This window comes from Streptomyces sp. Je 1-332 (assembly GCF_040730185.1).
Classification (GTDB): Bacteria; Actinomycetota; Actinomycetes; order Streptomycetales; family Streptomycetaceae; genus Streptomyces.
Window position 1 is genome coordinate 1,460,112 of record NZ_CP160402.1, and the last position, 23,674, is coordinate 1,483,785.

At 69.9% G+C, this 23,674-nt stretch carries 23 protein-coding genes; 9 read left to right on the forward strand and 14 right to left on the reverse strand.

Annotated elements, in window-relative coordinates:
- Window positions 1–71 precede the first annotated feature (71 nt).
- Window positions 72–1,058 (reverse strand): LysR family transcriptional regulator, encoded by a 987-nt coding sequence (locus tag ABXJ52_RS06840; RefSeq protein WP_367040151.1) that lies wholly within the window; start codon window positions 1,056–1,058, stop codon window positions 72–74.
- Between the two features lie 70 nt (window positions 1,059–1,128).
- Here ABXJ52_RS06840 and ABXJ52_RS06845 point away from each other — a divergent pair, with 70 nt between their 5' ends.
- Window positions 1,129–2,316, forward strand: coding sequence for a TDT family transporter (locus ABXJ52_RS06845; protein ID WP_367040153.1), 1,188 nt, complete (start codon window positions 1,129–1,131; stop codon window positions 2,314–2,316).
- Here ABXJ52_RS06845 and ABXJ52_RS06850 read toward each other — a convergent pair.
- The 5 genes from ABXJ52_RS06850 to ABXJ52_RS06870 all read right to left on the reverse strand — a co-directional run bounded on the left by ABXJ52_RS06850 (window position 2,243) and on the right by ABXJ52_RS06870 (window position 5,893).
- Complete coding sequence (locus ABXJ52_RS06850; RefSeq protein WP_367048854.1) at window positions 2,243–2,956, reverse strand: helical backbone metal receptor; 714 nt, start codon at window positions 2,954–2,956, stop codon at window positions 2,243–2,245. The genes ABXJ52_RS06845 and ABXJ52_RS06850 overlap by 74 nt on opposite strands.
- 71 nt (window positions 2,957–3,027) lie before the next feature.
- A complete protein-coding gene (locus ABXJ52_RS06855; RefSeq protein ID WP_367040155.1) occupies window positions 3,028–3,606 on the reverse strand; it encodes an XRE family transcriptional regulator in 579 nt (192 codons plus the stop codon).
- 105 nt (window positions 3,607–3,711) lie between these two features.
- Window positions 3,712–4,686, reverse strand: a complete 975-nt coding sequence (locus ABXJ52_RS06860; RefSeq protein ID WP_367040157.1) for a hypothetical protein — start codon at window positions 4,684–4,686, stop codon at window positions 3,712–3,714.
- Window positions 4,687–4,889: 203 nt separating this feature from the next.
- Window positions 4,890–5,432, reverse strand: a complete 543-nt coding sequence (locus tag ABXJ52_RS06865) for a phospholipase A2 (RefSeq protein WP_367040159.1) — start codon at window positions 5,430–5,432, stop codon at window positions 4,890–4,892.
- 110 nt (window positions 5,433–5,542) lie between these two features.
- On the reverse strand, window positions 5,543–5,893 hold the full coding sequence (locus ABXJ52_RS06870; protein ID WP_367040161.1) for a helix-turn-helix transcriptional regulator: 351 nt from the start codon (window positions 5,891–5,893) through the stop codon (window positions 5,543–5,545).
- Window positions 5,894–6,021: 128 nt separating this feature from the next.
- Between ABXJ52_RS06870 and ABXJ52_RS06875 the strand changes: the two genes are divergently transcribed.
- The 4 genes from ABXJ52_RS06875 (at window position 6,022) to ABXJ52_RS06890 (ending at window position 7,990) form a co-directional block, all read left to right on the forward strand.
- The gene (locus tag ABXJ52_RS06875; protein ID WP_367040162.1) at window positions 6,022–6,369 is read left to right on the forward strand and encodes a transposase; all 348 of its coding nucleotides are present in this window, start codon (window positions 6,022–6,024) and stop codon (window positions 6,367–6,369) included.
- Window positions 6,370–6,709: 340 nt separating this feature from the next.
- The gene (locus tag ABXJ52_RS06880) at window positions 6,710–7,168 is read left to right on the forward strand and encodes a hypothetical protein (RefSeq protein ID WP_367040164.1); all 459 of its coding nucleotides are present in this window, start codon (window positions 6,710–6,712) and stop codon (window positions 7,166–7,168) included.
- A gap of 44 nt (window positions 7,169–7,212) precedes the next feature.
- Complete coding sequence (locus tag ABXJ52_RS06885) at window positions 7,213–7,626, forward strand: hypothetical protein (RefSeq protein WP_367040165.1); 414 nt, start codon at window positions 7,213–7,215, stop codon at window positions 7,624–7,626.
- Between the two features lie 7 nt (window positions 7,627–7,633).
- Window positions 7,634–7,990: a hypothetical protein gene (locus tag ABXJ52_RS06890; protein ID WP_367040167.1), complete on the forward strand. Its 357-nt coding sequence runs from the start codon at window positions 7,634–7,636 to the stop codon at window positions 7,988–7,990.
- A 92-nt stretch (window positions 7,991–8,082) separates the two neighbouring features.
- Here the strand turns inward: ABXJ52_RS06890 and ABXJ52_RS06895 are convergent, their stop codons facing one another.
- Together ABXJ52_RS06895 and ABXJ52_RS06900 are read right to left on the reverse strand one after the other, a co-directional pair.
- Complete coding sequence (locus ABXJ52_RS06895) at window positions 8,083–10,695, reverse strand: ABC transporter permease/substrate binding protein (RefSeq protein ID WP_367040169.1); 2,613 nt, start codon at window positions 10,693–10,695, stop codon at window positions 8,083–8,085.
- Complete coding sequence (locus ABXJ52_RS06900) at window positions 10,688–11,860, reverse strand: glycine betaine/L-proline ABC transporter ATP-binding protein (RefSeq protein ID WP_367040170.1); 1,173 nt, start codon at window positions 11,858–11,860, stop codon at window positions 10,688–10,690. The genes ABXJ52_RS06895 and ABXJ52_RS06900 overlap by 8 nt, the downstream gene beginning before the upstream one ends.
- A gap of 272 nt (window positions 11,861–12,132) precedes the next feature.
- Between ABXJ52_RS06900 and ABXJ52_RS06905 the strand changes: the two genes are divergently transcribed.
- From ABXJ52_RS06905 to ABXJ52_RS06920, 4 genes are all read left to right on the forward strand, one after another.
- Window positions 12,133–13,038 (forward strand): 5'-3' exonuclease, encoded by a 906-nt coding sequence (locus ABXJ52_RS06905; protein WP_367048855.1) that lies wholly within the window; start codon window positions 12,133–12,135, stop codon window positions 13,036–13,038.
- A 52-nt stretch (window positions 13,039–13,090) separates the two neighbouring features.
- Window positions 13,091–13,933 (forward strand): siderophore-interacting protein, encoded by an 843-nt coding sequence (locus tag ABXJ52_RS06910; RefSeq protein ID WP_367040172.1) that lies wholly within the window; start codon window positions 13,091–13,093, stop codon window positions 13,931–13,933.
- Between the two features lie 271 nt (window positions 13,934–14,204).
- Window positions 14,205–14,810: a GNAT family N-acetyltransferase gene (locus ABXJ52_RS06915; protein WP_367040173.1), complete on the forward strand. Its 606-nt coding sequence runs from the start codon at window positions 14,205–14,207 to the stop codon at window positions 14,808–14,810.
- Between the two features lie 112 nt (window positions 14,811–14,922).
- The gene (locus tag ABXJ52_RS06920; protein ID WP_367048857.1) at window positions 14,923–15,807 is read left to right on the forward strand and encodes an RluA family pseudouridine synthase; all 885 of its coding nucleotides are present in this window, start codon (window positions 14,923–14,925) and stop codon (window positions 15,805–15,807) included.
- Here the strand turns inward: ABXJ52_RS06920 and ABXJ52_RS06925 are convergent.
- From ABXJ52_RS06925 to ABXJ52_RS06950, 6 genes are all read right to left on the reverse strand, one after another.
- A complete protein-coding gene (locus ABXJ52_RS06925) occupies window positions 15,801–17,303 on the reverse strand; it encodes a cytochrome P450 (protein ID WP_367040175.1) in 1,503 nt (500 codons plus the stop codon). The two genes, ABXJ52_RS06920 and ABXJ52_RS06925, sit on opposite strands and share 7 nt — an antisense overlap.
- 67 nt (window positions 17,304–17,370) lie before the next feature.
- Entirely contained in the window at window positions 17,371–17,985 is a 615-nt protein-coding gene (locus tag ABXJ52_RS06930) for an ATP/GTP-binding protein (RefSeq protein WP_367040176.1), read from the reverse strand.
- Window positions 17,966–18,355: a DUF742 domain-containing protein gene (locus ABXJ52_RS06935; RefSeq protein ID WP_367040178.1), complete on the reverse strand. Its 390-nt coding sequence runs from the start codon at window positions 18,353–18,355 to the stop codon at window positions 17,966–17,968. Before ABXJ52_RS06935 ends, ABXJ52_RS06930 begins: the two co-directional genes overlap by 20 nt.
- Window positions 18,352–18,759, reverse strand: coding sequence for a roadblock/LC7 domain-containing protein (locus ABXJ52_RS06940; protein WP_249591002.1), 408 nt, complete (start codon window positions 18,757–18,759; stop codon window positions 18,352–18,354). The genes ABXJ52_RS06935 and ABXJ52_RS06940 overlap by 4 nt, the downstream gene beginning before the upstream one ends.
- Window positions 18,756–20,393, reverse strand: coding sequence for an ATP-binding protein (locus ABXJ52_RS06945; protein WP_367040180.1), 1,638 nt, complete (start codon window positions 20,391–20,393; stop codon window positions 18,756–18,758). Before ABXJ52_RS06945 ends, ABXJ52_RS06940 begins: the two co-directional genes overlap by 4 nt.
- Before the next feature lie 424 nt (window positions 20,394–20,817).
- The gene (locus tag ABXJ52_RS06950) at window positions 20,818–23,628 is read right to left on the reverse strand and encodes a DEAD/DEAH box helicase (RefSeq protein WP_367040181.1); all 2,811 of its coding nucleotides are present in this window, start codon (window positions 23,626–23,628) and stop codon (window positions 20,818–20,820) included.
- Window positions 23,629–23,674 lie beyond the last annotated feature (46 nt).

Sequence of the window (23,674 nt, forward strand, 5' to 3'; positions counted from 1 at the left end):
ACCTCACGAGGGACGGCAATCGGGTGGGTGGGCGGGAAAACCCCGCCGGAGGCGGGTGGGTGGGAAAGCAGTCACCCCCGGGAGGACGCCGCCCCCGCCCGAGTGAGCGACAGCAGATCCCGCGCGGGCCCCGAGGGCCGATGCCCCGTCGGCCACACAGCCCGTAGGGCCCTGCGCAGCCGAACCCCCTCCAGGGGGATGGCCACCAGGCGCCGAGCCGACAACTCCTCCCCCACCGCGAGCTCACTCAGCACCGCGGGCCCGGCCCCACTCACCGCGGACGCCTTCACCGCCGTGGTGGACGACAGCTCGATCAGCGGGCGCGCGAGACCCCCCAGGGCCGCGTCGAGGACCTGCCGCGTCCCCGAACCCTCCTCCCGGAGAATCAGCGGCGTAGCCGCCAACTCCCCCGCTCCCAGCGGCTTTCCGCGCCGCGCCCAGGCGTGGCCCGGCGCCGTGACGACGATCAGGCTGTCGTGGGCGATGACCGCGGAGTCCAGGCCGGTCGGCACGGCGAGCCCCTCGACGAAGCCGAGGTCCGCCTCCCCCGCGAGCAGCCGCTCCGCGACGGCGGTGGAGTTGCCGGCCGTCAACGACACCGCCGTGTCCGGCCGTTGCGTGCGCAGCGCGATCAGCCACCCCGGCAGCAGATACTCGGCGATGGTCATGCTGGCCGCGACGCGGAGCCGTGAGTCCCGCCGGTCCCGCAACGCCTGCGCGCCCGCGTCGAACGCCTCCGCGGCCTCCACGATCCGCCGCGCCCAGTCCGTGACGAGCGCCCCCGCGTCCGTGAGCCGGGAGCCGCGCGGCGAGCGGTCGACCAGCGCGACGCCGAGCTGCCGCTCCATCGACCGGATGCGGCTGCTCGCGGCGGGCTGTGTGATGCCCAGGTCCTTCGCGGCCCGCCCCAGGCTGCCGAGCCGTGCCACGGCGAGCAGCAGCTCGAGCGCCCCGAGGTCCGGCACCCGATGTGCGAGCGGCTGCGCACCCGGTGACGTATGCGGATCGGACGCACCGGACACACTGGACACACCGACAGGACCGGAAGGCTTACTCATAAGGCCAGGTTATGCCCTCATACGAAGATGACTCCTGGTGGGGGCCCCGCCGAACGGCGACCGTGGACGCATGGTCACCGTCGCCCACCAGCAGGCACCTCCGAGAACCCCCGCGATCCCCCTCACCCCAGCCCCGGCCCCTGCCCCCGCCCTCTCCACCCGCCACCTCGGCCCGAACTGGTACGCCTCCGTCATGGGCACGGCGATCATCGGCGGCGCGGGCGCGACCCTGCCGGTCCACCTCCCCGGCCTGCGGACCGCCTGCACCGCGGTCTGGGCGTTCTCCCTGCTGATGCTGGCCGCGCTGCTCGCCGCCCGGACCCTGCACTGGATCCACCACCGTGACCAGGCCCGCGCCCACCTCCTCGACCCGGCCATCGCCCCCTTCTACGGCTGCCTCTCCATGGCACTGCTCGCGGTCGGCGGCGGCGCGCTCCTCGTGGGCGAGGACTGGATCGGGACGGGCGCGGCGGTCGCACTCGACGCCGTGCTCTTCACCGCCGGTACGGTCATCGGCCTCGCGGCGGCGGTGGCGATCCCGTACCTGATGGTGGTGAAGCACCGTGTGGAGCCGGGCCAGGCGTCGCCGGTCTGGCTGCTGCCCGTGGTGGCGCCCATGGTGTCCGCCGCGCTCGGCCCCCTTCTCGTACCGCATCTCCCGGCGGGACAGCCCCAGGAGACGCTTCTCTTCGCCTGCGTCGCGATGTTCGGCCTGAGCCTGCTCGCCACCCTGGTGATGCTGCCGATGATCTTCGCCAGGCTGCTCACCGGCGGCCCCTTCCCCCTCGCGCTCACTCCCACGCTGTTCCTGGTGCTCGGCCCGCTGGGCCAGTCGACGACCGCCGTGAACAAGTTCGCCGACACCGCCGCCACGGGCGTCGTCCCCGCCCCGTACGACCAGGGCTTCGCCGTCTTCGCCGTGCTCTACGGCGTCCCGGTGATGGGCTTCGCCCTGCTGTGGCTGGCTCTCGCGGGCGCGATGGTGGTGCGGGCCCGGCGTCGGGGCATGGGCTTCGCGATGACCTGGTGGGCGTTCACGTTCCCCGTCGGTACCTGCGTCACCGGCGCCGAGGGTCTGGGCAAGCACACCGGACTCGCGGTCTACGACTGGCTGGCGGTCGCCCTGTACGCCTTCCTGGTGGCCGCCTGGGCGGTGGCACTCGTCCAGACCCTGCGCGGGCTCCTCAACCGCACGCTGCTCGCAGCGCCCTGCCGAGCACAGCCGGCGCCTCAGCGAGGGACGGTCCGTACCACGTGAGGTGGCGGCCGCTGACGAGCGCCGCCGGGGCCGTGAACTCCTCGGGGCCGTCCTCGCGGGTGAAGCGGTAGGGCTCGTCGGGCAGGATCACGACGTCCGGGCCCACGGCCCGCAGTTCATCGAGCGTGACCCGCGGATATCGCTCGGCGTGCGTCGCGTACGCGTTGTCGACGCCGAGGCGCCGCAGCAGGTCCCCGGCGAACGTGTCGCGGCCCAGGACCATCCAGGGGCGCCGCCAGATGGGGATCACCGCCCTCAACCGGGCTTCGGGAGGCGGCAGTTGCCCCCACGCCGACTCCGCCTCCTCCAGCCACTTCGGCCGCCCCGCCCCGCAGGCGGCGAGCACCCGGGTCAGCTCGCGGAAGGCGCCCGGCAGATCACGTACTTCCGTGACGAGCACCTGGAGCCCGGCCGCCCGCAGCGCCGCGAGGTCGGGCGCGCGGTTCTCCTCTTCGTTGGCGATCACCAGATCCGGGGCGAGGCCGATGATCCCGCGCACGTCAGGGTTCTTCGTACCGCCGACGCGGACGACGTCCAGGTCCTCCGGATGGCTGCACCACTCCGTGGCCCCCACCAGCGCTCCCGGCACGCTCACCGCGACTGCCTCGGTCAGCGAGGGCACCAGCGAGACGACCCGCACTCCTTGAGCTCCCCGCACTCCTCGAGCTCCCCGTACTCCCCGTACTCCGGCCACCGTGCGATCCCCTCATCTCAGCGCCGCGAGCCGTCCAGTGCTTCGATGTGATCGGCCACGGCCACGACGAGCACCTGGCTGTCCGGCACCGTCGCCCGCCACCGGTGGCGCACCCCTCCGGTCAGATACAGGCTGTCGCCGCGCCCGAGGCGGTACGCCCTGCCCTCCGCCTCGACCTCGACGGCGCCGCCCACCACGTACATCAACTCGTCGTTCCGGTGCTGGAACTCGCGTCCCTCGTCGTGGTCGCCGGTGAACTCGACGGCGTGCAGCTGATGATGACCACGCACCAGATTGCGTACGCGGGCGTCGTCGTCCGGCGGCGAACCCTCGCCGTCGCCCTCATCGGCGCGCATCAGGTCGACCGTGCACGCGGGGTCGGCGGCGGCCAGCAGTTCGACGTCGGTCGTCAGAAGGGCGTCGGCGACGCGCTGCAGGGAGCGCCTGCTGGGCCGCGCCCGCTCGTTCTCGACCTGGCTCAGGAAGGGCACCGAGAGACCGCTGCGCTCGGCCACCACGGCGAGGGTGAGCTCCAGCTGCCGGCGGCGGCGCCGCACGGCCGAGCCCACCCGGAGGGTTTCCTTCTGCTCGTCCATCGCCTCGGCTCCCTTCTGCGCGTCGGTCCACTCTCAACCCTGTGGGGTTTTCTGCACCCTACGCATGTTCGCCAAACGGTTCTGCCCCGTTGCGAGGACCGCCACCTACAGCTTGTGCCAGTAGACGAGCTGCCCCGCCTCGCCCGCGGCCGCTCCCTGCGCCGGTATGAACAGGCTGACCAGCAACGCGGGCCTGCCCCGCGGGTCGGTGACGAGGGTCGCCGAGGGGTTGGCGAAGGCTCGGCTTCCGCCGTGCGTGGAGATGGCGAGCCGGTCGGCCCGGCCGCTCACGGGGTCGTAGGCGTAGGTCCGCCAGCTCCCGAAGTCGCCCCGCCGCCGCTGTCCCTCCACGAGGAGCATCCGCTGCCCGGCGAGTTCGACCGGTGTCCGGTCCCCGAGGTTTCCGCCGTTGCCCCAGTTCTGCAGGGCGCGGTCGAGCCGCCGGTCCGGCGTCGCGTGCCAGTCGCGGAACCCGGTGAGGGTGGCGCGCAGCTGGCGGTCGGTGTCGCAGTCGGCGCGGTAGTGCCCGGTCAGCTCGATGGTGTTCCCGCGTGCTTCGGTGATGCTGGGCGTGCCCTCGGCGCACCGCGAGAGGGTGCGCGGCGCGTCGAAGGAGCGTGACGCGCGCCCGTCGAGCAGCGCGGTCCGGTCGGCGTAGGCACGCACGGCGATGTGGTTCTTCGGGTCCTTCTCGTACGCGAGGACGTACCCGCCGCGCCCGTCGTCGGCGAGCGACGCCTGGTGGGTGCCGGGCCCGAAGTCGTGGCGGCGGTGCCAGTGCCGCAGATCGGTGGAGGTGGCGACGGCCGCGTGGAAGCGGCCGTCGTTCAGAAGCGTGTGGTAGACGGCCAGATAGCCGCCGTCGGGGCCTTGCGCGATCTGCGCGGCGTCCATGGTGCGGCCGGTGTGGTCCCGGGTGTCGTAGCGGTGGCCGTCGGCGGCGGTGACGTCCTCGGCGAGCGCGGCGAGGCGGGCGGTGCCCACGGAGGCGGGGCCGGAACGCGCGCCGGCCAGGTGCGCCAGAAGCAGGCAGGCGGCGAGGGCCAGAGCCACGGCGAGGCAGAGGACGGTGCGGGACACACGGACATGCACGGAGGACACAGGGGGCACGGAGGGCACGGAGGGGCACTTACGTTCGAGCAGCGGGGAGGCTGCCCAGCCTAGGGAGCGGGGGCGGCCCCTGGAACGCCCCGGAGGGTGGCCTTGCCCACAGCGCGGGCGCCGGGCACGCGGTCGGCCACACCTGCTCGACGTGGCCGACCCGCGCACCTACCAGGCACGGGTCACCTGACCCGCACGTAATAGGCCTTCGCCTTCTTGCGGCACTGCGCGCGCTCCGCCTTGGTCTTGTGCGGCTGGGCGGCGCACTGCCGGTTCATGTCGAAGAGGAACGCCTTGTCCACGCGCCGCTCGTGCGTCGAGCCCGCGAACGCCTTCTTGCCGATCAACTGCTTGTAGTTCCGGTACCCGAAGTCGTGCCGCGCGCAGGAGAGGCGGAAGTCGAAGCCGCCCGGCTTGTCGGCGAGGCGCGTGCAGAAGTCCGTGTCCCACCGGAAGTTCCAGCGGTCGGCCCCCTGCTCGGCGAGCTTGCGCGTCGTGCGCCAGTCCGTGACGCTCCCCTCCGAGGAGCGGGTCAGCTCGTACAGCCGCCGTAGCTTGCTCGGGCCCCCGGCCGCGCTGGAGCCGGCCGCCGCCGACTGCGTGCCGGCGGCTGTGGACGCCGACGCTCCCGGACCGGGTTCGGGCGTGGCCGTCGCCACGCCCGAACCCGCCACCAGGGCTCCCGCCGCAGCCAGTGACGCGACGGTGATCCTCGTGATGACCATGCTGTTGTCCCCCGTTCATAGGTCCTGCTCAGCCAGGGCAGGAGCGTATGAATCCCGGGGAACAATTTCATAGTGAATCTTTGTGCACTGCCCTTTGGTGCAAGGAACCCTCAGTGCGGGAAATCCTGGTCCGGGCACAGCAGGCCGTGGTGGACGATGGCGAGCACGACGGCGTCCAGACGGCTCCTGAGGCCCAGCTTCTCGACGATGCGCGCGACATGAGCCTTCACCGTGCGCTCCGCTATCCCCAGCTGCCGGGCAAGGACGGGATTGGGCAGCCCGGCCCCCAGGAGCAGCAGCACCTCCCGCTCCCGGACCGTCAGATCACTGACGTGCGGCGGCTCGACGGCCGAGTGGAGCGCGGAGCGGCACGGACAGTGGGGCTCCGTCGCCTCGAAGGACTCCGGCGTCTTCAGCGATTCGCTCCACAGGTGGTCCTGCTCCGTGTTCTGAATCGTCACTGCGATGGTCACCTTCCCCGTTCCCCGTTGTAATCACTCTCAACAGCGACTCTAGGGCAAGGAGTTCGCATTAGTGAGTCAGTTACGTCATGTCTCATGTGGTCCGTCGCGTGCGGCATCATGACGGCGTGACCAACGACCTCGCGCGCCGTCTCGTACCCGACGAACTCTGGGAACTCACAGCCCCGTTACTGCCGCCTTTCGCCCCACGCACCCAGGGCGGCGGCACCGCCCCGCGCGACGAACGCGCCGTGTTCACGTCGGTGGTGTACGTACTGACGAGCGGCTGCCCCTGGCGGTCGACACCCTCGGCGTTCGGCGTCCCGCCCGCGACAGCGCACCGCCGGTTCACCGCATGGACCGAAGCTGACCTGTGGCGACGCCTGCGTGCCGCCGCGAGCGGGACCGATGTCGAACCGACCTGGGTGGCGATCGTCGCCGAGGCCGCGGTGCGGCGGTCCGGGATGACCACATGAGACATCGGCTCGGCGGACATCCGTTACATGATCAGGACCCGCTTCCGCCTGCCGGAACAGACCTACTTGAGGTGGGTCTGAGGTTGCCGTACGACCGCCGGACCACACCTCCCGGGAAATGGCCACCAAGGATGTGAAATCGTGCCATCCCACCCAAAGTGCTGACTTTGCTATTACGCCTTCCGCATTGCGAAAGCGACTCACAGAAATCTTCGCTGCTTCCCTTTTAGGCAATGCCCTTTCGGTCAATACCGAGAGCCGTTGGCACGTAATACCTTGTGGCCGGTCATTCAGATCCCGTCCGAGAGGAGATCGCCGAATGCGCAGGAACCATGGCCGGATGACGGCCGTCGCAGCGCTTTCCACCGTGGCCGTGCTCGCCGGCGGTGTCGCCCAGGCTCAGACCGCGCCGGGCCCGGCCACGAAGACCACGGCCGCCACGAAGGCCCCCACGGCGACCGCCAAGGCCAAGAAGTGCAAGGTCGCCAGGAAGCTGTACCACCCGGCGAGGACCACGGTCGTGGTCGGCAACGTCGAGGTGCACTGCTCGAAGGCGTCCAAGGTCCGCAAGGTCAACAACGTGGTGACGCTGTACCGCAACGGCCGCCAGGTCGACAAGGTCAGCCTCCCCGGCCCCAAGGGCAAGCGCTACGCCTACGCCCAGACGTCGGCAGAGATGTCGGGCACCCGCTGCCAGACCTGGAAGCTCAAGGTCTGGACGGTCGCCTTCAACAGCCAGGGCAACGCCGTGTACGAGTTCGCGAAGACCTCCAAGGCGAAGAAGATCTGTCCGCGCTGACCCTGCGTCCACCACCAGGTCAGCCGCATCACGGGGAAGGAAACATGCTCACTCACCAGCACCGCGTACGCCTCGGCGTGTGCGCGGCGGTCGTGGCCGGAGCGGCGCTCATGCCGCTGGCCGGCAGCAGCGCGTCCGCACAGGAGGACACCAAGCCGGCCGCCACCAAGGCCGCCGCCCAGGGGTTCCACTCCAAGAAGGGCCTCAAGAGCTGCTCGAAGCGCGGGGAGACGGTCTTCGTCTCCATCAAGGCGGCCCTCAAGTACCGCTTCACGTGGAAGAGCCCGGGCGGCAAGCTGCACTCCCAGCAGTACTGGAACGCGAGCGACGGCACCATCGGCATCCGCAAGATGCCGACCTGGCGCAAGGACGTCTACTGGAAGGTCACCGCGCTGCCGGGCAAGGACACGAAGACGCTGGTGAAGGTGTACGCGTACTGCAGCAAGACGGGACTGTGATCCGGACATGAAGAAGCAGCTCACCACGGTCGTGCTCGCCGCCTGCGCGGCCGCCGCCCTGCTCCCCGGCTCGGCCGCCCACGCCACCGAGTCCGAGAGCGGCACCAAGCGCTGCGGCAAGGGCCAGCAGGTCATCATCTCGTCCTTCGCCGGCGGCCGCGTGATCCACAAGTTCAAGACCCCGGGCAGCGGTCACCACGTCTACACCCACGACTTCGGCAACACCCAGGGCTACCTGTTCGCGGTCCGCTACACGCCGACCGGCAAGCGCGCGGTCACGTACAAGATCACCGCGAAGGACGTACCCGGCAAGGTCAAGGACGCCTTCGTCCAGAAGAAGAACCTTCTGTGCAAGAAGTTCTGACGTAGCGCCGGGGGTCCCAAGGGCGCCCGGACACGACGGAGCCCCGCCACCGATGCACTCGGTGGCGGGGCTCCATGCGTAACGCCGAGCCGCTACTTCACGGGGGCCATCTCGTCGACGATGCCCGGGTGGTCCTCCACCCAGTTCTGCACGCCGTCCTCCTCATTGCCCCGGCCGGCCTTCTGGACGGCCTGCTCGAGACTCATCAGCTCGTCGGGGCTCATGTGCCAGTTCTTCAGCCAGCCGTTGAGCTCCGAGAACTTCTTCGGGAAGCTCTTGTTGGCGAGCGTCTTGATCTGGTTGTTGGCACCCCACGTCTTCTTGGGGTCCTTCAGCCGCGTGAGGTCGTACTTGTTGTACGCCCAGTGCGGCGACCAGAGCACGACCGCGACCGGCTCCTTCTTCGCGTACGCGCGCTCCAGCTCGGCGAGCATCGAGCTCGTGCCCGCGCTGGTCAGCTCGAAGCCGTCCAGACCGTAGGCCGGCATGACCTTGTCCTTGAGACGCGTCATCTGGCCGGTGCCCGGCTCGATGCCGACGATCCTGCCCTTGAACTTGTCCTTGTTCTTGCGCAGGTCGTCCATGGTCTTGACGCCCTTGACGTAGGACGGGACCGCGACTTCGAGCGTCGTCTTGTCGTACCACGCCCCGACGTCGACGAGATCCTTCTTGTACTTCTCCCAGTACTGCTTCTGCGCGACCGGCAGCCAGCCGTCGAGTTCGAAGTCGACCTGCCCGGTGGACAGACCCGTGAACAGCGGGCCGACATCGAGCTTGGTGGTCCTCGGCTTGTAGCCGCGCTTCTCCAGGATGTTCTTCCACAGGTACGTGGCGGCGATGCCCTCGTCCCACGCCGGGTAGCCGATGTTCGGCGCGGCGCCGGCCTGCTTGCCCTTCTCGTACGAGTTCTTGGCGACCGGGGCCATCTTGTCGACGATGCCCGGGTTCTTCTTCATCCAGTTCTTGACGCCCTGGTCCTGCTTGCCCTTGCCGGCGTCCTGGATGGCGCCCTCAAGGGAGGTGAGCTGCGCCTCGCTGAGCTTGAAGTCCTTCAGCCACTGCGCGACCTGCGGCTCCTTCTCGGCGAAGCCCTTGCGGCCCAGGGTGTGGATGCCGTCGCCCGAACCGAAGGCGCCCTTGGGGTCCTTCAGCTTGGTCAGCTCGTACTTGTCGTACGCCCAGTGCGGCGACCAGAGAGTGACCGCGATGGGCTCCTTCTTCTTGTACGCACGGTCCAGCTGGGCCAGCATCGCCGAGGTGTTGGACTTGACCAGCTCGTACTTGCCCTTGAGGCCGTACTCGTTCTGGACCTTGTCCTCGTACAGCTTCGTCTCGCCCGCGCCGGGCTCGATGCCGTAGATCTTGCCCTTGAACTGGCTGCTCTTGCCCTTGAGGTCGTCGAGGGTCTTGACGCCCTTGACGTACTTGGGCACCGCGATCTCCAGCGAGGTCGGCTTGTACCAACTGCCGTAGTCCTCGAGCTGGTTCTTGTACTTGCTCCAGTACGGGGCGTGCGTGGCCGGCAGCCAGGAGTTGGTCTGCACGTCGACGCTGCCCTGCGCCTGGCCGTTGTAGAGCGCGCCCACCTCGAGCGACTGCACCTCGGGCTTGAAGCCGCGCTGCTCGAGGACGTTCTTCCACAGGTACGTGGAGGCGGTTCCCTCGGGCCAGTCGATGTAGCCCATCTTGACCGTGCGGCCCTGACCGACGTTCTCGGAGACCTTGGCACCCTCGTCGTCGCCGCCCCAGACGTTCAGGCCGCCGGCGACGAGCGCCAGGACCAGAACACCGACCATGGCGACCGGCGTGGCCGGCTTCCACTGCATGATCTTCAGGCCGCCGAGCGCGGAGTTGGCCTTGGCCAGGGCACGCCGGCCGAGCGGCGAGACACGCTGGTTGAGGGCACCGGTCATACGGTCCAGGTACATCGCGAGGATGACCACCGCGATGCCGCCCTCGAAGCCGAGCGCGACGTCGACCGAGCTGATGCCGTCGTACACGGTGGAGCCGAGGCCGCCACCGCCGACCATGCCGGCGACGACGACCATCGAGAGAGCGAGCATGATCGCCTGGTTGACGCCCGCCATGATCGTGGGCAGCGCCAGCGGAAGCTGGACGCGCCACAGGGTGTTGCGCGGATGCGTGCCGAACGCCTCGGCGGCCTCGATCAGTTCCTCGTCGACCTGCCGGATGCCGAGCTCGGCGAGGCGGACGGCGGGCGGCATCGCGAACACGATGGTCGCGACCATGCCGGGTACCGGACCGACACCGAAGAAGAAGATGCCCGGGATCAGATAGACCATGGCGGGCATGGTCTGCATGAAGTCGAGCACCGGACGTATCGCGCCGCTGACGGTGCGGTTCTTGGCGGCCCAGATGCCGATCGGCAGCGCGAACACAAAGATGATCACGCAGGAGACGAGCACGAGGGACAGCGTGTTCATCGCCGGTTCCCACTGCTCGATCGAGTCGATCAGCGCGAATCCCGCGAAGGTCGCCACCGCGGCGACGAACCCGCGCAGCCAGAAGGCGAGCACGGCGAAGATGCCGATGAGGATCAGCGGTTCGGGCGAGGTGAGCACCGCGTTGACGGCGTCGTAGGCGTTTCCGACGACCAGCTTGATGAACTCGAAGAGCCACTCGCAGTTGTCGCGCAGCCAGTCGACGCCGGAGGCGACCCAGTCGCCGATATGGATCCTAGGCACTGGCGATCACCTTGCTCACGGGGCCCTCGCCCTTGTCCTCGGTCACCGGGGACGCGGACACCGCGTCCTGCGGCGTGTCATCGCTCTCCCGCACCGCGGGCATCGGCTCGCCGAGCACCGCGAGCAGCCGTGCCCGCGGCACGACGCCGATGAGCGCGCCCTCGTCGTCGGTCACGGCGACGGCCGCGCCGCTGGTGGAGCACGGCGTGAACAGCTCGATGATCGGGGTGTCCGCCTTGACCGTGGCGGGGGCCGCGGACAGCACGTCCTGTGCGGTCGTCAGCTCCTTGCCCTCGGGCGTCTTCGTGCCGAAGACGGTCTCGGGCTCGGCCATGATCGCGCCCGCCGTGAGGACACGGGAGCGGTCGACGTCCTGCGTGAACGCGGCGACGTAGTCGTTGGCCGGGGTGACGAGGATGTCCTCGGCGTTGCCGATCTGGACGATCTCGCCGTCGCGCATGACGGCGATCTGGTCGCCCAGACGCATGGCCTCATTCAGGTCGTGGGTGATGAAGACGATGGTCTTCTTCAGCCGCTTCTGCAGCTCCAGGAGCTGGTCCTGCATGTCGCGGCGGATCAGGGGGTCGAGCGCGCTGAACGACTCGTCCATGAGGAGCAGGTCGGCATCGGTCGCCAGGGCGCGGGCCAGGCCCACGCGCTGCTGCATACCGCCGGAGAGCTCGTCGGGCCAGGACTTCTCCCAGCCCTTGAGGCCCGCGAGTTCGAGCGCCACCGTGGCGCGCTCCTCGCGCTCGGCGCGCGGCACGCCCTGCACCTCGAGGCCGTAACCGGCGTTCTCCAGAACGCTGCGGTGCGGGAAGAGCGCGAAGTGCTGGAAGACCATGCTGATCTTCTTGGAGCGCACCTCGCGCAGCTCACGGGCGCTCAGACCGGTCAGATCCTGACCGTCGAAGAGCACCTGTCCGGCCGTCGGCTCCGACAGACCGTTGAGCATGCGCAGCAACGTGGACTTGCCGGATCCGGAGAGACCCATGACGACGAAGATCTGGCCCGGCTCGACCGTGAAGGAGGCGTCGATCACCGCGGCAGTGGTGCCTTCGGCGCGCAGCTCCTCTCGGTCGGTTCCGTGGCGGAGTTTCTCCACCGCGTCAGCGGGTCGTCTGCCGAATACCTTGTACAGGTGTTCGGCTTGCAGCCTGGACACATACACCTCTCGGGTTGAAACAAGACGGCCCGCCTCCCCCGCCGGCGGGCCGTGGAGCGACGCGGGTTCTGCCCGCTTACTTGCCCGGTGAAATAGTTGAAATCTCGACCGGAGGCGCTCCGGCTCGGCGCCTGCCCCGACTTACACAGAACAAACGCAAGAGTGTTCCAGTTCACATTCCATTCACTTCTGTCGGCTGGAATGCGCTGTCAGATCGCGGTGTCAGTGCCGTGCGGCATGATGCGAAGGTGACTCAGCGAACGCGACGGCTCATGCTGCTCGACACGGCGTCCCTGTACTACCGGGCCTACTTCGGGGTCCCCGATTCCGTCAAGGCCCCGGACGGCACACCGGTGAACGCGGTGCGCGGCCTGCTCGACTTCATCGCCCGGCTCGTCCAGGACCATCGCCCCGACGACCTGGTCGCCTGCATGGACGCGGACTGGCGCCCGCACTGGCGGGTCGAGCTGATCCCTTCGTACAAGGCGCATCGCGTCGCCGAGGAGATCGAGCAGGGCCCGGACGCCGAGGAGACCCCGGACACGCTCGCGCCGCAGGTCCCGATCATCGAGGACGTCCTCGACGCACTCGGCATCGCCCGCGTGGGCGTGCCGTCGTACGAGGCGGACGACGTGATCGGTACGTACGCCGGCCGCGCCGCGGGGCCGGTGGACATCGTCACCGGCGACCGCGACCTCTATCAGCTGGTGGACGACGAGCGGGGCGTCCGCGTCCTCTACCCCCTCAAGGGCGTCGGCTCCCTCCAGATCACCGACGAGGCCTGGCTCCGCGAGAAGTACGGGGTGGACGGACCCGGCTACGTGGATCTGGCCCTGCTGCGCGGCGACCCGAGCGACGGCCTGCCCGGCGTGCCCGGCATCGGCGAGAAGACAGCGGCCAAGCTCCTCGACGCGTACGGAGATCTGGCCGGAATCATGGCCGCGGTGGACGACCGCAAGAGCAAACTGACGCCGTCCCAGCGAAGGCGGCTCGACGAATCCCGCGCGTATGTGGCCGTCGCGCCGAGGGTGGTCCGCGTCGCGGGCGACGTACCGCTGCCGGACGTCGACCTGGCGCTGCCGGGCGAACCCCGCGATCCCGCCGCGCTCGACGAGCTGGCAGCGCGGTGGAACCTGGGCGGAGCGCTGAAGCGGTTGCTCACGACTCTCCAGGGGTGAGGTGTTAGCTTAGGTAAGCCTAAGCAACATTTGATCAGGGGAGGCCGCCGCCATGGCAGAACGACCGGCACGCAAGGCACCGAAGACCCACGTCGCCCAGGTGGTGCGCACCGAGCGCCTCACCCCGCACATGCAGCGCGTGGTCCTGGGCGGCGAGGGTCTCGCGGAGTTCGCCGGGGGCGACTCCACCGATCTGTACGTGAAGCTGCTCTTCGGCGCCGAGGGCGTCACCTATCCCGAGCCGTTCGACATCCAGCGGATCCGCGAGGAGTTCCCCCGCGACCAGTGGCCCGTGACGCGTACGTACACGGTGCGCTCCTGGGACCCGCGGACCCGTGAGCTCGCCGTCGACTTCGTCATCCACGGCGACGAGGGTCTCGCGGGCCCGTGGGCCCAGCGCGTCGAGCCCGGCGCCACGGTCCGCTTCCTCGGCCCCGGCGGTGGGTACACGCCGGACGCCGAGGCCGACTGGCATCTGCTGGCCGGTGACGAGAGCGCGCTGCCCGCGATCGCCGCGGCCCTCGAGGCCCTGCCCGAAGGCGCCAAGGCGTACGCGTTCGTGGAGGTCGCCGACGCGGACGAGGAGCAGAAGATCAACTCCGCCGCCGAGATCACCTGGCTGCACCGCGGGCAGCGCCCCGTGGGTCAGGCCCTCGTCGAGGCCGTACGCTCCCTCGACTTCCCCGCGGGCGACGTGCAGGCGTTCGTGCACGGCGAGGCCGGGTTCGTGAAGGAGCTGCGCCGCCACCTCCGCATGGAGCGCGAGGTACCGCGCGAGCGCCTCTCGATCTCCGGCTACTGGCGCCTCGGCCACAACGAGGACGGCTGGCAGGCGTCCAAGCGGGACTGGAACGCGCAGGTTGAGGCCGAGCAGGAGCCGTTGCACTCGGCTTGATCGGAACGGGGCCCCTGCTGGGGGCTGAGGCCGGGTCCCGTGCACCGGCCGGTGGGGGCTGGGCGCGCAGTTCCCCGCGGCCCTTACGGGGCAGGGCCGTTGGCCTCGGCCTGAGGGGAACGGGGCCCCCGCTGGGAGCTGAGGCCGCGGCCCGTACACCGGCCGGTGGGGGCTGGGCGCGCAGTTCCCCGCGCCCCTTGCGGGGCGGGGCCGTTGGCGGCCACGGAAAAAATCGGTCCCGCTCGGCGTTCGGTGCTGGCAGCATGCCCCTATGCCCTTCAAGATCTCGGACGTCGTCGCGGCGGGCTCCCTCGCCCATCGGGAACAGCCCGTCATCCCCGTCCCGGGAGGGCTGATCCTGCGCCCCTGGTCGCTCGATGACGCGCCCGCCGTGTACGAGGCGTTCCAGGACCCGGTGATCCAGCGCTGGCACGCCCGCGAGGCCGATTCCGTCGACGAGGCCCGCGGCTGGATCGACGGCTGGCGCAAGGTCTGGCCCGAGGAGCAGGACGCGCACTGGGCCATCGCCGACGCCACCACGGACGCGGTGGTGGGCCGGATCTCGCTGCGCCTGATCGTGCTCGCCGACGGACAGGCCGAAGTCGCCTACTGGACCATGCCATCGGCCCGCGGCCGGGGCATCGCCCCGCGCGCCCTCACGGCGCTGTCCGACTGGGCCTTCGACGACATAGGCCTGCACCGCCTCGAACTCACCCACGCCACGGCCAACGAAGCCTCCTGCCGCGTCGCGCTCAAGACCGGCTTCGTGCCGGAAGGCACCAAGCGCAGCGCGGTCCTGCACGCCGACGGCTGGCACGACATGCATCTGCACGCCCGGATACGGGACGACCGAGCGGAGCCGCCGGCAGGCCCCTGACCTGGGCCACACGGCAGGGTGCTGCCGTCGGGGCCCCGTACTCTTGCCGGTTGTGACCCGTAAGCCCCGCATCCCGCCCTCTCCCCTGCCGCAACGGCGTGGCGTCGACCCCATGCGGGTCAAGCTGCCCTCCGATGGAGCCTGGACGACCGTGCGGGATCATCTCGTCGAGCGGCTCAAGGCCGGGCCCGAAGTGATCGACGGGATGCTGCGGGAGGGGCTGATCGTCGGCGTGGACGGGCTGCCCGTGGCGCCGGACGCCCCTTATGTGCCGGGCACCTTCGTGTGGTTCCACCGGGATCTGCCGGACGAGGTTCCGGTGCCGTACGGCATCGATGTCGTGTACCGCGACGAGCACATCGTCGTCGCCGACAAGCCCCACTTCCTGGCGACCATGCCGCGCGGCAGCCACGTCACCGAGACCGCGCTCGCCCGGCTCCGCAGGGACCTCGGCATCCCCGCGCTCGGCGCCGCGCACCGCCTCGACCGGCTCACCGCGGGGCTGATGCTCTTCACCGTGCGGCCGGAGGAACGCGGCGCGTACCAGACGCTGTTCGGCGAGCGGCGGGTGCGCAAGGAGTACGAGGCCGTGGCCGCCCACGATCCCGGGCTCGGACTCCCCCGCACCGTGCGCAGCCACATCGTCAAGGAGCGCGGCATCATCGCCGCGTACGAGGTCCCCGGCGCCGAGCCCAACAGCGAGAGCCGCGTCGAACTCAAGGAGAGCAGAGGGGAGTTGGCGCGCTACCGGCTCACCCCGCACACCGGCCGCACCCACCAGCTGCGCGTACACATGAACGCGCTCGGCCTGCCGATCCTCGGTGACCCCGTCTACCCGCTGGTCACGGGCCCGGTGCCGCCGGACGACTTCCGGCGGCCCCTGCAACTCCTCTCCCGTGTCCTGGAGTTCACTGACCCCGTCACGGGGACCGACCACCGCTTCGTCAGCTCACGCGAGTTGGCGGCCTGGACCTCGTACGCCGACTGGGATCAGTAGCCCCGCCACCAGGTGACGAGCCTGCGCCACGCCCCCTGCCGCGGCACGGACGCAGCCGCCGGTGCGGACTCCGGTGCGGGCGGCGGCGGGGGCTGCGGCGCCGGGGCCCTGGGCGCCGTCGGAGCCGGGAACGCGGGCTGGGGCGCGGGGGACGAGACCTGCCAGTCGTTGCGTGCGGCGCCCGGCACCCGCGCCATCGGCCGCGCCATCACGTCCTGCGGAGGCCGCGGCGCGAACTGCACCGGAAGCGCCACCAGGTGCCGGGACAGGATCGAGGAGGTCCACCTCAACTCGTGCTCCTCGACGTCGAGTTCCACGTCCGGGAAACGCATGAGCAGCGCGTCCACGCCCGTGTCGGCGATGGCACGGCCGAGATCCTGCCCCGGACACTCGTGCGGACCACCGCTGAACGCCAGATGGGAACGGTTGCCCTGCATGCTGGCGGCCAGGTCCGGCCGTACGACGGGGTCCACGTTGCCCGGCGCGATACCGAGGATCAGACCGTCGCCCTTCTTGATCTGCTGGCCGCCGAGCTGGGTGTCCTGCTTGGCGAAGTAGCCGATCATCGCGCTGAACGGCGGCTCGTCCCACAGGGACTGCTCGACGGCCTCCGGCACCGTCATCTGGCCGCCGCTGAGCTGGGCGCGGAAGCGCGGGTCGGTGAGGACCATGCGCAGGGCGTTGGCGATGAGGTTGGCCGTGGCCTCGTACGAGGCGATGAGCACGAGCCGCAGGTGGGCGGCGACCTCGTCGTCGGTGAGCTGCGCGGGCTGCGCGATGAGGTTGCTGGTGAAGTCCTCCTCGGCCTGCGCCCTGCGCCGCGCCACCAGGCGCATCAGCGCGTCCATGACGTACGCGTTGCTGGCGATGGCGGTCTCGGTGCCGCGGATCATGTCGCGGGCGGCCTGCACCATCCGCTCGTTGTACTCCTCGGGCATGCCGATGACATGGCACATCACCATCATCGGCAGATGCTCGGCGAACCCGCTCACGAGGTCGGCGCGGCCGTCCTGGCAGATGTCGTTGAGCAGGAGGTTGCTGTAGCGGTTGATGTAGCGGCGGATGCCCCGGTGGTCGAGGCCCGCCATGGCGCCGGTGACCGCGCCGCGCAGCCGCTGGTGCTCGTCGCCCTCCACGAAGCTGGCCATGGGCTGCCAGGTGACGACGGGGGCGAGCGGGTTGTCGGCGGCCATGGAGCCGTCCTGGACGGCCCGCCACTGGCGCGAGTCACGGGTGTACTGCGAGGGGGTGCGGACCATGTGGAGGTTCTCGCTGTGGCCGAGGACCGCCCAGACGGGTACGTCGTTGTGCAGCAGGGCGGGGGCCACCGGGCCGTGCTCGGCGCGCAGCTTCTCGTACAGGCCTGCGAGGTCGGTCTCCGCCTCGGGCCCGTAGAGACGGCGCATGCCGCCGGGGCCGAGCCCGTGCGCGGGGCAGCCGGGCGGTGGCGCGGCCGGGTCGTCCGTGCCGGGGTGGGAGTGGGAAGGAGTCGTCACGTTCGTCGCTCCGGGGTCGCGGATGAGGTTCCGGGGTCGCGGATGGGGTTGCGGATGGGGCGCGGTGTCAGACGCGGGCCACCGTCAGGGTGTGCAGGTACCGCATGAGGGTCAGCAGGGTGTCCCGGCTGGAAGCGCGCTGCCGGGCGTCGCACTTCACCATCGGCACCGCCTCGTCCAGGTCGAGGGCGCGGCGCAGCGTCTCCATCGCGTGATGGGGCGCGTCGGGGAAGTCGTTGACGGCGACGACGAAGGGCACGCCGCGCTCCTCCAGGCGGCCGATCACGTCGAAGCTGACTTCGAGGCGCCGGGTGTCGAGGAGGACGACCGCGCCGAGCGCCCCTTCGAAGAGGCCGTTCCACAGGAACCAGAAGCGCTCCTGGCCGGGGGTGCCGAACAGATAGAGCACCAGCTCTTCGGAGATGCTGATCCGGCCGAAGTCCATGGCGACGGTGGTGGCCGTCTTGGTCTCGGAGCCGTAGTTGTCGTCGACGCCGATGCCGGCCTGGGTCATGGTCTCTTCGGTGGTCAGCGGACGGATCTCGCTGACCGAGCCGACCATCGTGGTCTTGCCGACCCCGAACCCGCCCACGATGACGACCTTCACGGCGGCGGTGGCCGTGTGCGGCAGGACGTCCTCGCTGCTGGGCCCGGTGATCGTGTCAGAGCTTTTGAAGTCCATGCATCACCGCTTCGAGAAGGGAACGATCGGGGAGCGTGGAGCGGACGATCGGCGCCCGCGCCTGTACCAGGTCGGCCCCGAGCATCTTCGTCAGCAGAACGGTCACCACGCTGAACGGCAGCGCGAGATAGGCGGAGAGCTCGGCGACCGACAGCGGCGTCCTGCACAGCCGCAGGACGACGGAGTGCTCAGGCTCGGCCATCGGCGGTGCCTCGCCGTCCGCGACGATCAGCGTGACGAGGTCGAGTGGCGCCCGCTCCGTGTCCTCGCCGGTCAGGATGTAGAGCCGCTCGGGGTTCTCCGGGCTGCGCCGTTCCCGTTGGGGAGGGTCGTCTCGGTGGGAGGGGTTCTCGCCGTGCGGAGGATTCATACGGCCTGCCCGTCTCGCCGGGGCGGGCTCGTCAGATGGGCGCCGATCCGGACGACCAAGTCCCGCATACGGTTGCCGATGAGGCCCGCGTCGACGGTCTCGTCGGCGAGGACAGCGAGGTATGCCCCTGCTCCGGCCGCCATCAGATAGAAGTAGCCGCCGTCGACCTCGATGATCACCATGCGCATCCCGCCGTCGCTGTGCGGGATCTCGGTGGCCACCGCGGCGGCGAGGGACTGAAGTCCCGCGCAGGCGGCGGCGATCCGGTCGGCGGCGTCGGGGTCGCCGCCGTAGCGGGCGATGCGCAGGCCGTCCGCGGAGAGCACCACGATCTGCCGGGTCTGCGGCACGCCGTCGGCGAGCTCCTTGAGCATCCAGTCGAAATTGGCCCGTTGCTGGATCACTTCCAGCCCCCCTCGTCGGCGTTGTCGGCACTGTCGGCGGTGCCGTGGTCGTTCTCGCTGTGGCCCTTGGGGTACAACGGGTCGTCGGCTGCTGACTCGTCGCCGTTGACGCCCTTCATGAAGGCCTCGATCCAGAGGCCGGGTTCCTTCTCCTCCTTCTTCGCCGGTTCGGGTACGACCGGTGCGGCGGCCTGCGGGGCGTACTGGGCCTTCTGCGCCGCGTACCGCTCGTCGGCGGCTTCCTGGGCGAGCCGCTCGGCCAGCGGGGTGCGGACCCTGCTGCGGCGCTGGGGCAGTCCGTTCGCCGCCCACTCGGTGACCTCGGGGACGTCGTCCTGCATCGCGGCGCCGAGCGACTTGGAGAGCGGGGGTCCCGCCGTCATCACGCGGGGCTTCTTGCGCCGGATGCCCACGGCCTCCTCGATCGGCACACCTTCGGAGTTGACCCGGGGCACCGCGGACGCGCCGATGCCGTGTGCGAGGCCGGGGGCGGGGCCGGTGGTCATCATCTCGCGCGGGACGATGAGCACCGCGCGGACGCCGCCGTACGCGGACTGGCGCAGCGAGACCTGGAGGTTGTACATCTGCGAGAGGCGCCCCACGACGGCCATGCCGAGGCGCGGGCTCTCACCGAGGTCGTTCAGGTCGAAGCCGGCCTGGGCCTGCGCGAGCATGCGCTCGGCCCGTGCCCGCGCCTCCTCGCTGAGGCTGACGCCGCCGTCCTCGATCTCGACGGCGATGCCGGTCTGCACCTCGACGGCGGTGACGTGCACGCGGGTCTGCGGCGGTGAGTAGCGCGTGGCGTTGTCGAGCAGTTCGGCGCAGGCGTGGATGAGCGGCTCCACGGACGTGCCGCGGATGGCGACCTTGGCGATCGAGTGCAGGTCGACGCGCTGGTACTCCAGGATCCGGGACATGGCGCCGCGCAACACGCTGAACAGCGGTACGGGCTTGGGCCATTGGCGTCCCGGGCGGGCGCCGCCGAGCACGGTGATCGAGTCGGCGAGGCGGCCGATCAGCGCGGTGCCGTGGTCGATGCGGAGCAGGTCGTCGAAGACCTCGGGGTTGCGGCCGTGGAACTCCTCCATCTCGCGCAGTTCGGCGGACTGCTGGTGGACGATGGCCTGGACGCGCCGCGCGATGTTGACGAAGGCGCGTTGCGAGGACTCGCGCATCGCCTCTCCGGCGTCCAGGGTCTCCAGGACGTGCCGGAGCATCTGCCGTTGTGACTGCGGGAGTTCGGAGAAGGACTCGTCGGCGTCGACGAGGTTGCGGATGACTTCCGACGGCGCTTCGCCCTGCCGGAGCCGGAAGACGGCATCGGGGATGATCTCCCTGCCCAGTCGGACGGTCTCGTCGTCATGGGCCGCGATGCGCCGCTCGAGGAACGCGAGCCGCTGTGCGTACTGGGTGTGCAACTCCCGGATGGTCCGGCCACGGCGCACGGCTTCGGCGCCGACCGCGATGACCACGAGGGTCGCGATCGCGCCGCACCAGCCCACCGCGATACGGGCGGATTCCGGCACCACGGCGACGGCGGCTCCGGCCGCCGCGGCCATCAGTATGGCGGGCAGCAACAGCACGCGTGCGTAAGGGACTTCTCGGCCACCGGGAGGCGATTGAACACTCACCATGTATGCCCTCTGAAGACTTGTCTCGGGGAAGGAATGGGGGGTGGTACTGGGAAATGGGGGGATCTTACGGGGAGTTGAGAGCGGAAGACGTATGCGAAGAAACGAAAGATCTGGGAACAAGCGCGCGAATCTATCGCAACTCGTTTCAACTCGCCGCGCTCCGGGCGAGCTTAGTCCGCCGGAATCATCGCCGAGTCATATTCAGTAACCCCCTGCAGCACGCTCACCGACGGGCATACACTCGGCTCCATTTGCACGCGTGGCGATCAATCGAACACGTGGAGTGATGGCGTCGAACAGCCGGACCTGGATACGAAAAGGGGCGGGCCCGGGGGTGAAAACCCCCGGGCCCGCCCAACGGAAGCCGGTCCGCCCGACCGAAGCCGGTCCGCCCGACCGGTGCAGGCCGCTGTCCAGGCCGGCCTCAGCCGACCGAGCTGTACGCCACCACGCCTCGCAACAGCTGATCCACGGCCTTGCGCGCGTTCTTCGCCACGGTCGAACCCTCGCGGGGAGCAGCCGCCGCAATCTGTCCGAGGACGTCGATCACCTGCTTGCACCACCGCACGAAGTCCCCGGCAGGCATCTCGATCTCCCGCAGCACCTCGTCGAGGCCCTTGTCGGACGCCCACATGTACGCCGCCCAGGCGAAGCCGAGGTCCGGCTCGCGCTGGCCGACCCCTTCCGCCTGGTTGATCTTGAACTCTTCCTCCAGGGCATCGAGCCGCCCCCAGATCCGCACCATCTCGCCGAGGGAGGCTTTCACCTTCCCGGAAGGCAGCTTGGGAGCGAGCGCGTCGTCCGCCATCCGTGCCTCGAACACCAACGCCGATACGCACGCGGCCAGTTCGGCAGGACTGAGCCCCTCCCACACTCCTTCGCGCAGGCATTCGCTCGCCAGGAGGTCCAACTCCCCGTAGAGCCGGGCGAGCCGCTTGCCGTGCTCGGTGACCTCGTCACCCCGGAGGTAGTCCATCTCCGTGAGCAGCGCGACGATCCGGTCGAAGGTACGCGCGATGGTGTTCGTGCGTCCCTCGATGCGCCGCTCGAGCTGCACGGTGTCCCGCCGCAGGCGGTGGTAGCGCTCGGCCCACCGCGCGTGGTCCTCCCGCTCGTCGCAGCCGTGGCAGGGGTGCGCCCGCAGTTCCGTGCGGAGCCGGGCGATCTCGCGGTCGTCGGCTGCGGCGGCCCGCCCCTTGCGGTGCCGCTCCGGCACGATGTGCCCGGCCTTCGTGCGCAGGGCGGACGCCAGGTCCCGGCGCGACTGCGGCGAGCGCGCGTTGAACGACTTCGGGATGCGCATCCGCTCCAACGCCTCGACCGGCACCGGGAAGTCCATCGAGGCGAGCCGCTTGACCTGCCGCTCGGCGGTGAGCACCAGGGGCCGTGGCCCGTCCTGGTGCTCGAAGCCGCGGTGGCCGTTCACCCGCCCTGCCGGAATCCCCGGGTCGAGGACGAGCGCGAGACCCGCGTACTTCCCGGTCGGCACGTGGATGACGTCACCGGGCTTGAGCTTCTCCAGGGCCGCGGCCGCCGCCGCCCTGCGCTGGTTGGCGCCCTGCTTGGCGAGCTCGGTCTCCCGGTCCTTCAGCTCGCGGCGCAGGCGCGCGTACTCGTCGAAGTCGCCCAAGTGGCAGGTCATCGAGGCTTTGTAGCCCTCGAGGCCCTCTTCGTTCTTCTGCACCTGCCGGGAGATCCCGACGACCGACTTGTCCGCCTGGAACTGTGCGAAGGACGTCTCAAGAAGCTCACGCGAGCGGTGCCGCCCGAACTGCTCGGTCAGGTTCACCGCCATGTTGTACGACGGCTTGAAGCTGGAGCGCAGCGGGTACGTGCGCGTGCCTGCGAGTCCCGCGAGGTGCTCCGGGCTCATCGCGCGCTGCCACAGCACCACCGCATGGCCCTCGACATCGATGCCACGGCGGCCGGCACGGCCGGTCAGCTGCGTGTACTCACCGGGCGTGATGTCCGCGTGCTGCTCGCCGTTCCACTTGACGAGCTTTTCGAGCACCACGCTGCGCGCGGGCATGTTGATGCCGAGCGCGAGGGTCTCGGTGGCGAAGACGGCACGCACGAGCCCGCGGACGAAGAGCTCCTCGACGACTTCCTTGAAGGTCGGCAGCATGCCCGCGTGATGCGCGGCGATGCCGCGCTCCAGGCCTTCCAGCCATTCGTAGTAGCCAAGGACGTGCAGGTCCTCGTCCGGGATGGCGGCCGTGCGTTCCTCGACGATCTCGCGGACCTGGGCTCGCGCGTCGTCGTCGTTCAGCCGCAGTCCCGCGTACAGGCACTGCTGTACGGCGGACTCGCAGGCCGCGCGGCTGAAGATGAAGGTGATCGCGGGCAGGAGGCCCTCGGAGTCGAGGCGGTCGATGACCTCGGGGCGGCCCGGCGTCCAGATCCTCGACCGCTGGCGGCGCTCGCGCTCGCGGTCGGCCTCGCGGACCATCTTGCCCTTGCGGCGGTCACGCGGGTTGTACGAACGGCTGGCCTCCATCCGCGCCATGCGCGTGAGGTCGGGGTTGACGGCCTTGCGCTGGCCCTCGCCCTCCTCGAAGAGGTCGTACATCCGGCGCCCGGCGAGGACGTGCTGGAACAGCGGCACCGGCCGGTGCTCCGAGACGATCACCTGGGTGTCGCCGCGCACGGTGTCCAGCCAGTCGCCGAACTCCTCGGCGTTCGAGACGGTCGCCGACAGGGAGACCAGCGTCACCGACTCCTGGAGGTGGATGATCACCTCTTCCCAGACGGCGCCGCGGAAGCGGTCGGAGAGGTAGTGCACCTCGTCCATGACCACATAGCCGAGGTTCAGCAGCGACTGGGAGCCCGAATACAGCATGTTCCGCAGGACCTCCGTGGTCATCACGACCACCGGAGCATCGGAGTTGACGCTGTTGTCGCCGGTCAGCAGACCGACCTTGTCCGCGCCGTACCTCTTGGAGAGGTCGGCGTACTTCTGGTTGGAGAGCGCCTTGATGGGCGTGGTGTAGAAGCATTTCTTGCCCTGCAGCAGGGCCAGGTGCACGGCGAACTCGCCGACGATCGTCTTGCCCGAGCCCGTGGGGGCGGCCACGAGCACACCCTTGCCCGCCTCGAGCGCCCGACAGGCGTCGATCTGGAAGGGGTCGAGGCCGAATTCGTACATCTCGCGGAAGCCGGCGAGTGCTGTGGCCTGCTCGACAGCGCGCTCGCGCGCCGCCGCGTACCGCTCGGCCGGTGAGAGGTCCTCTGTCATCGTGCTTTCGAGACTACCGGCCACCACTGACAACGGACGATCATTA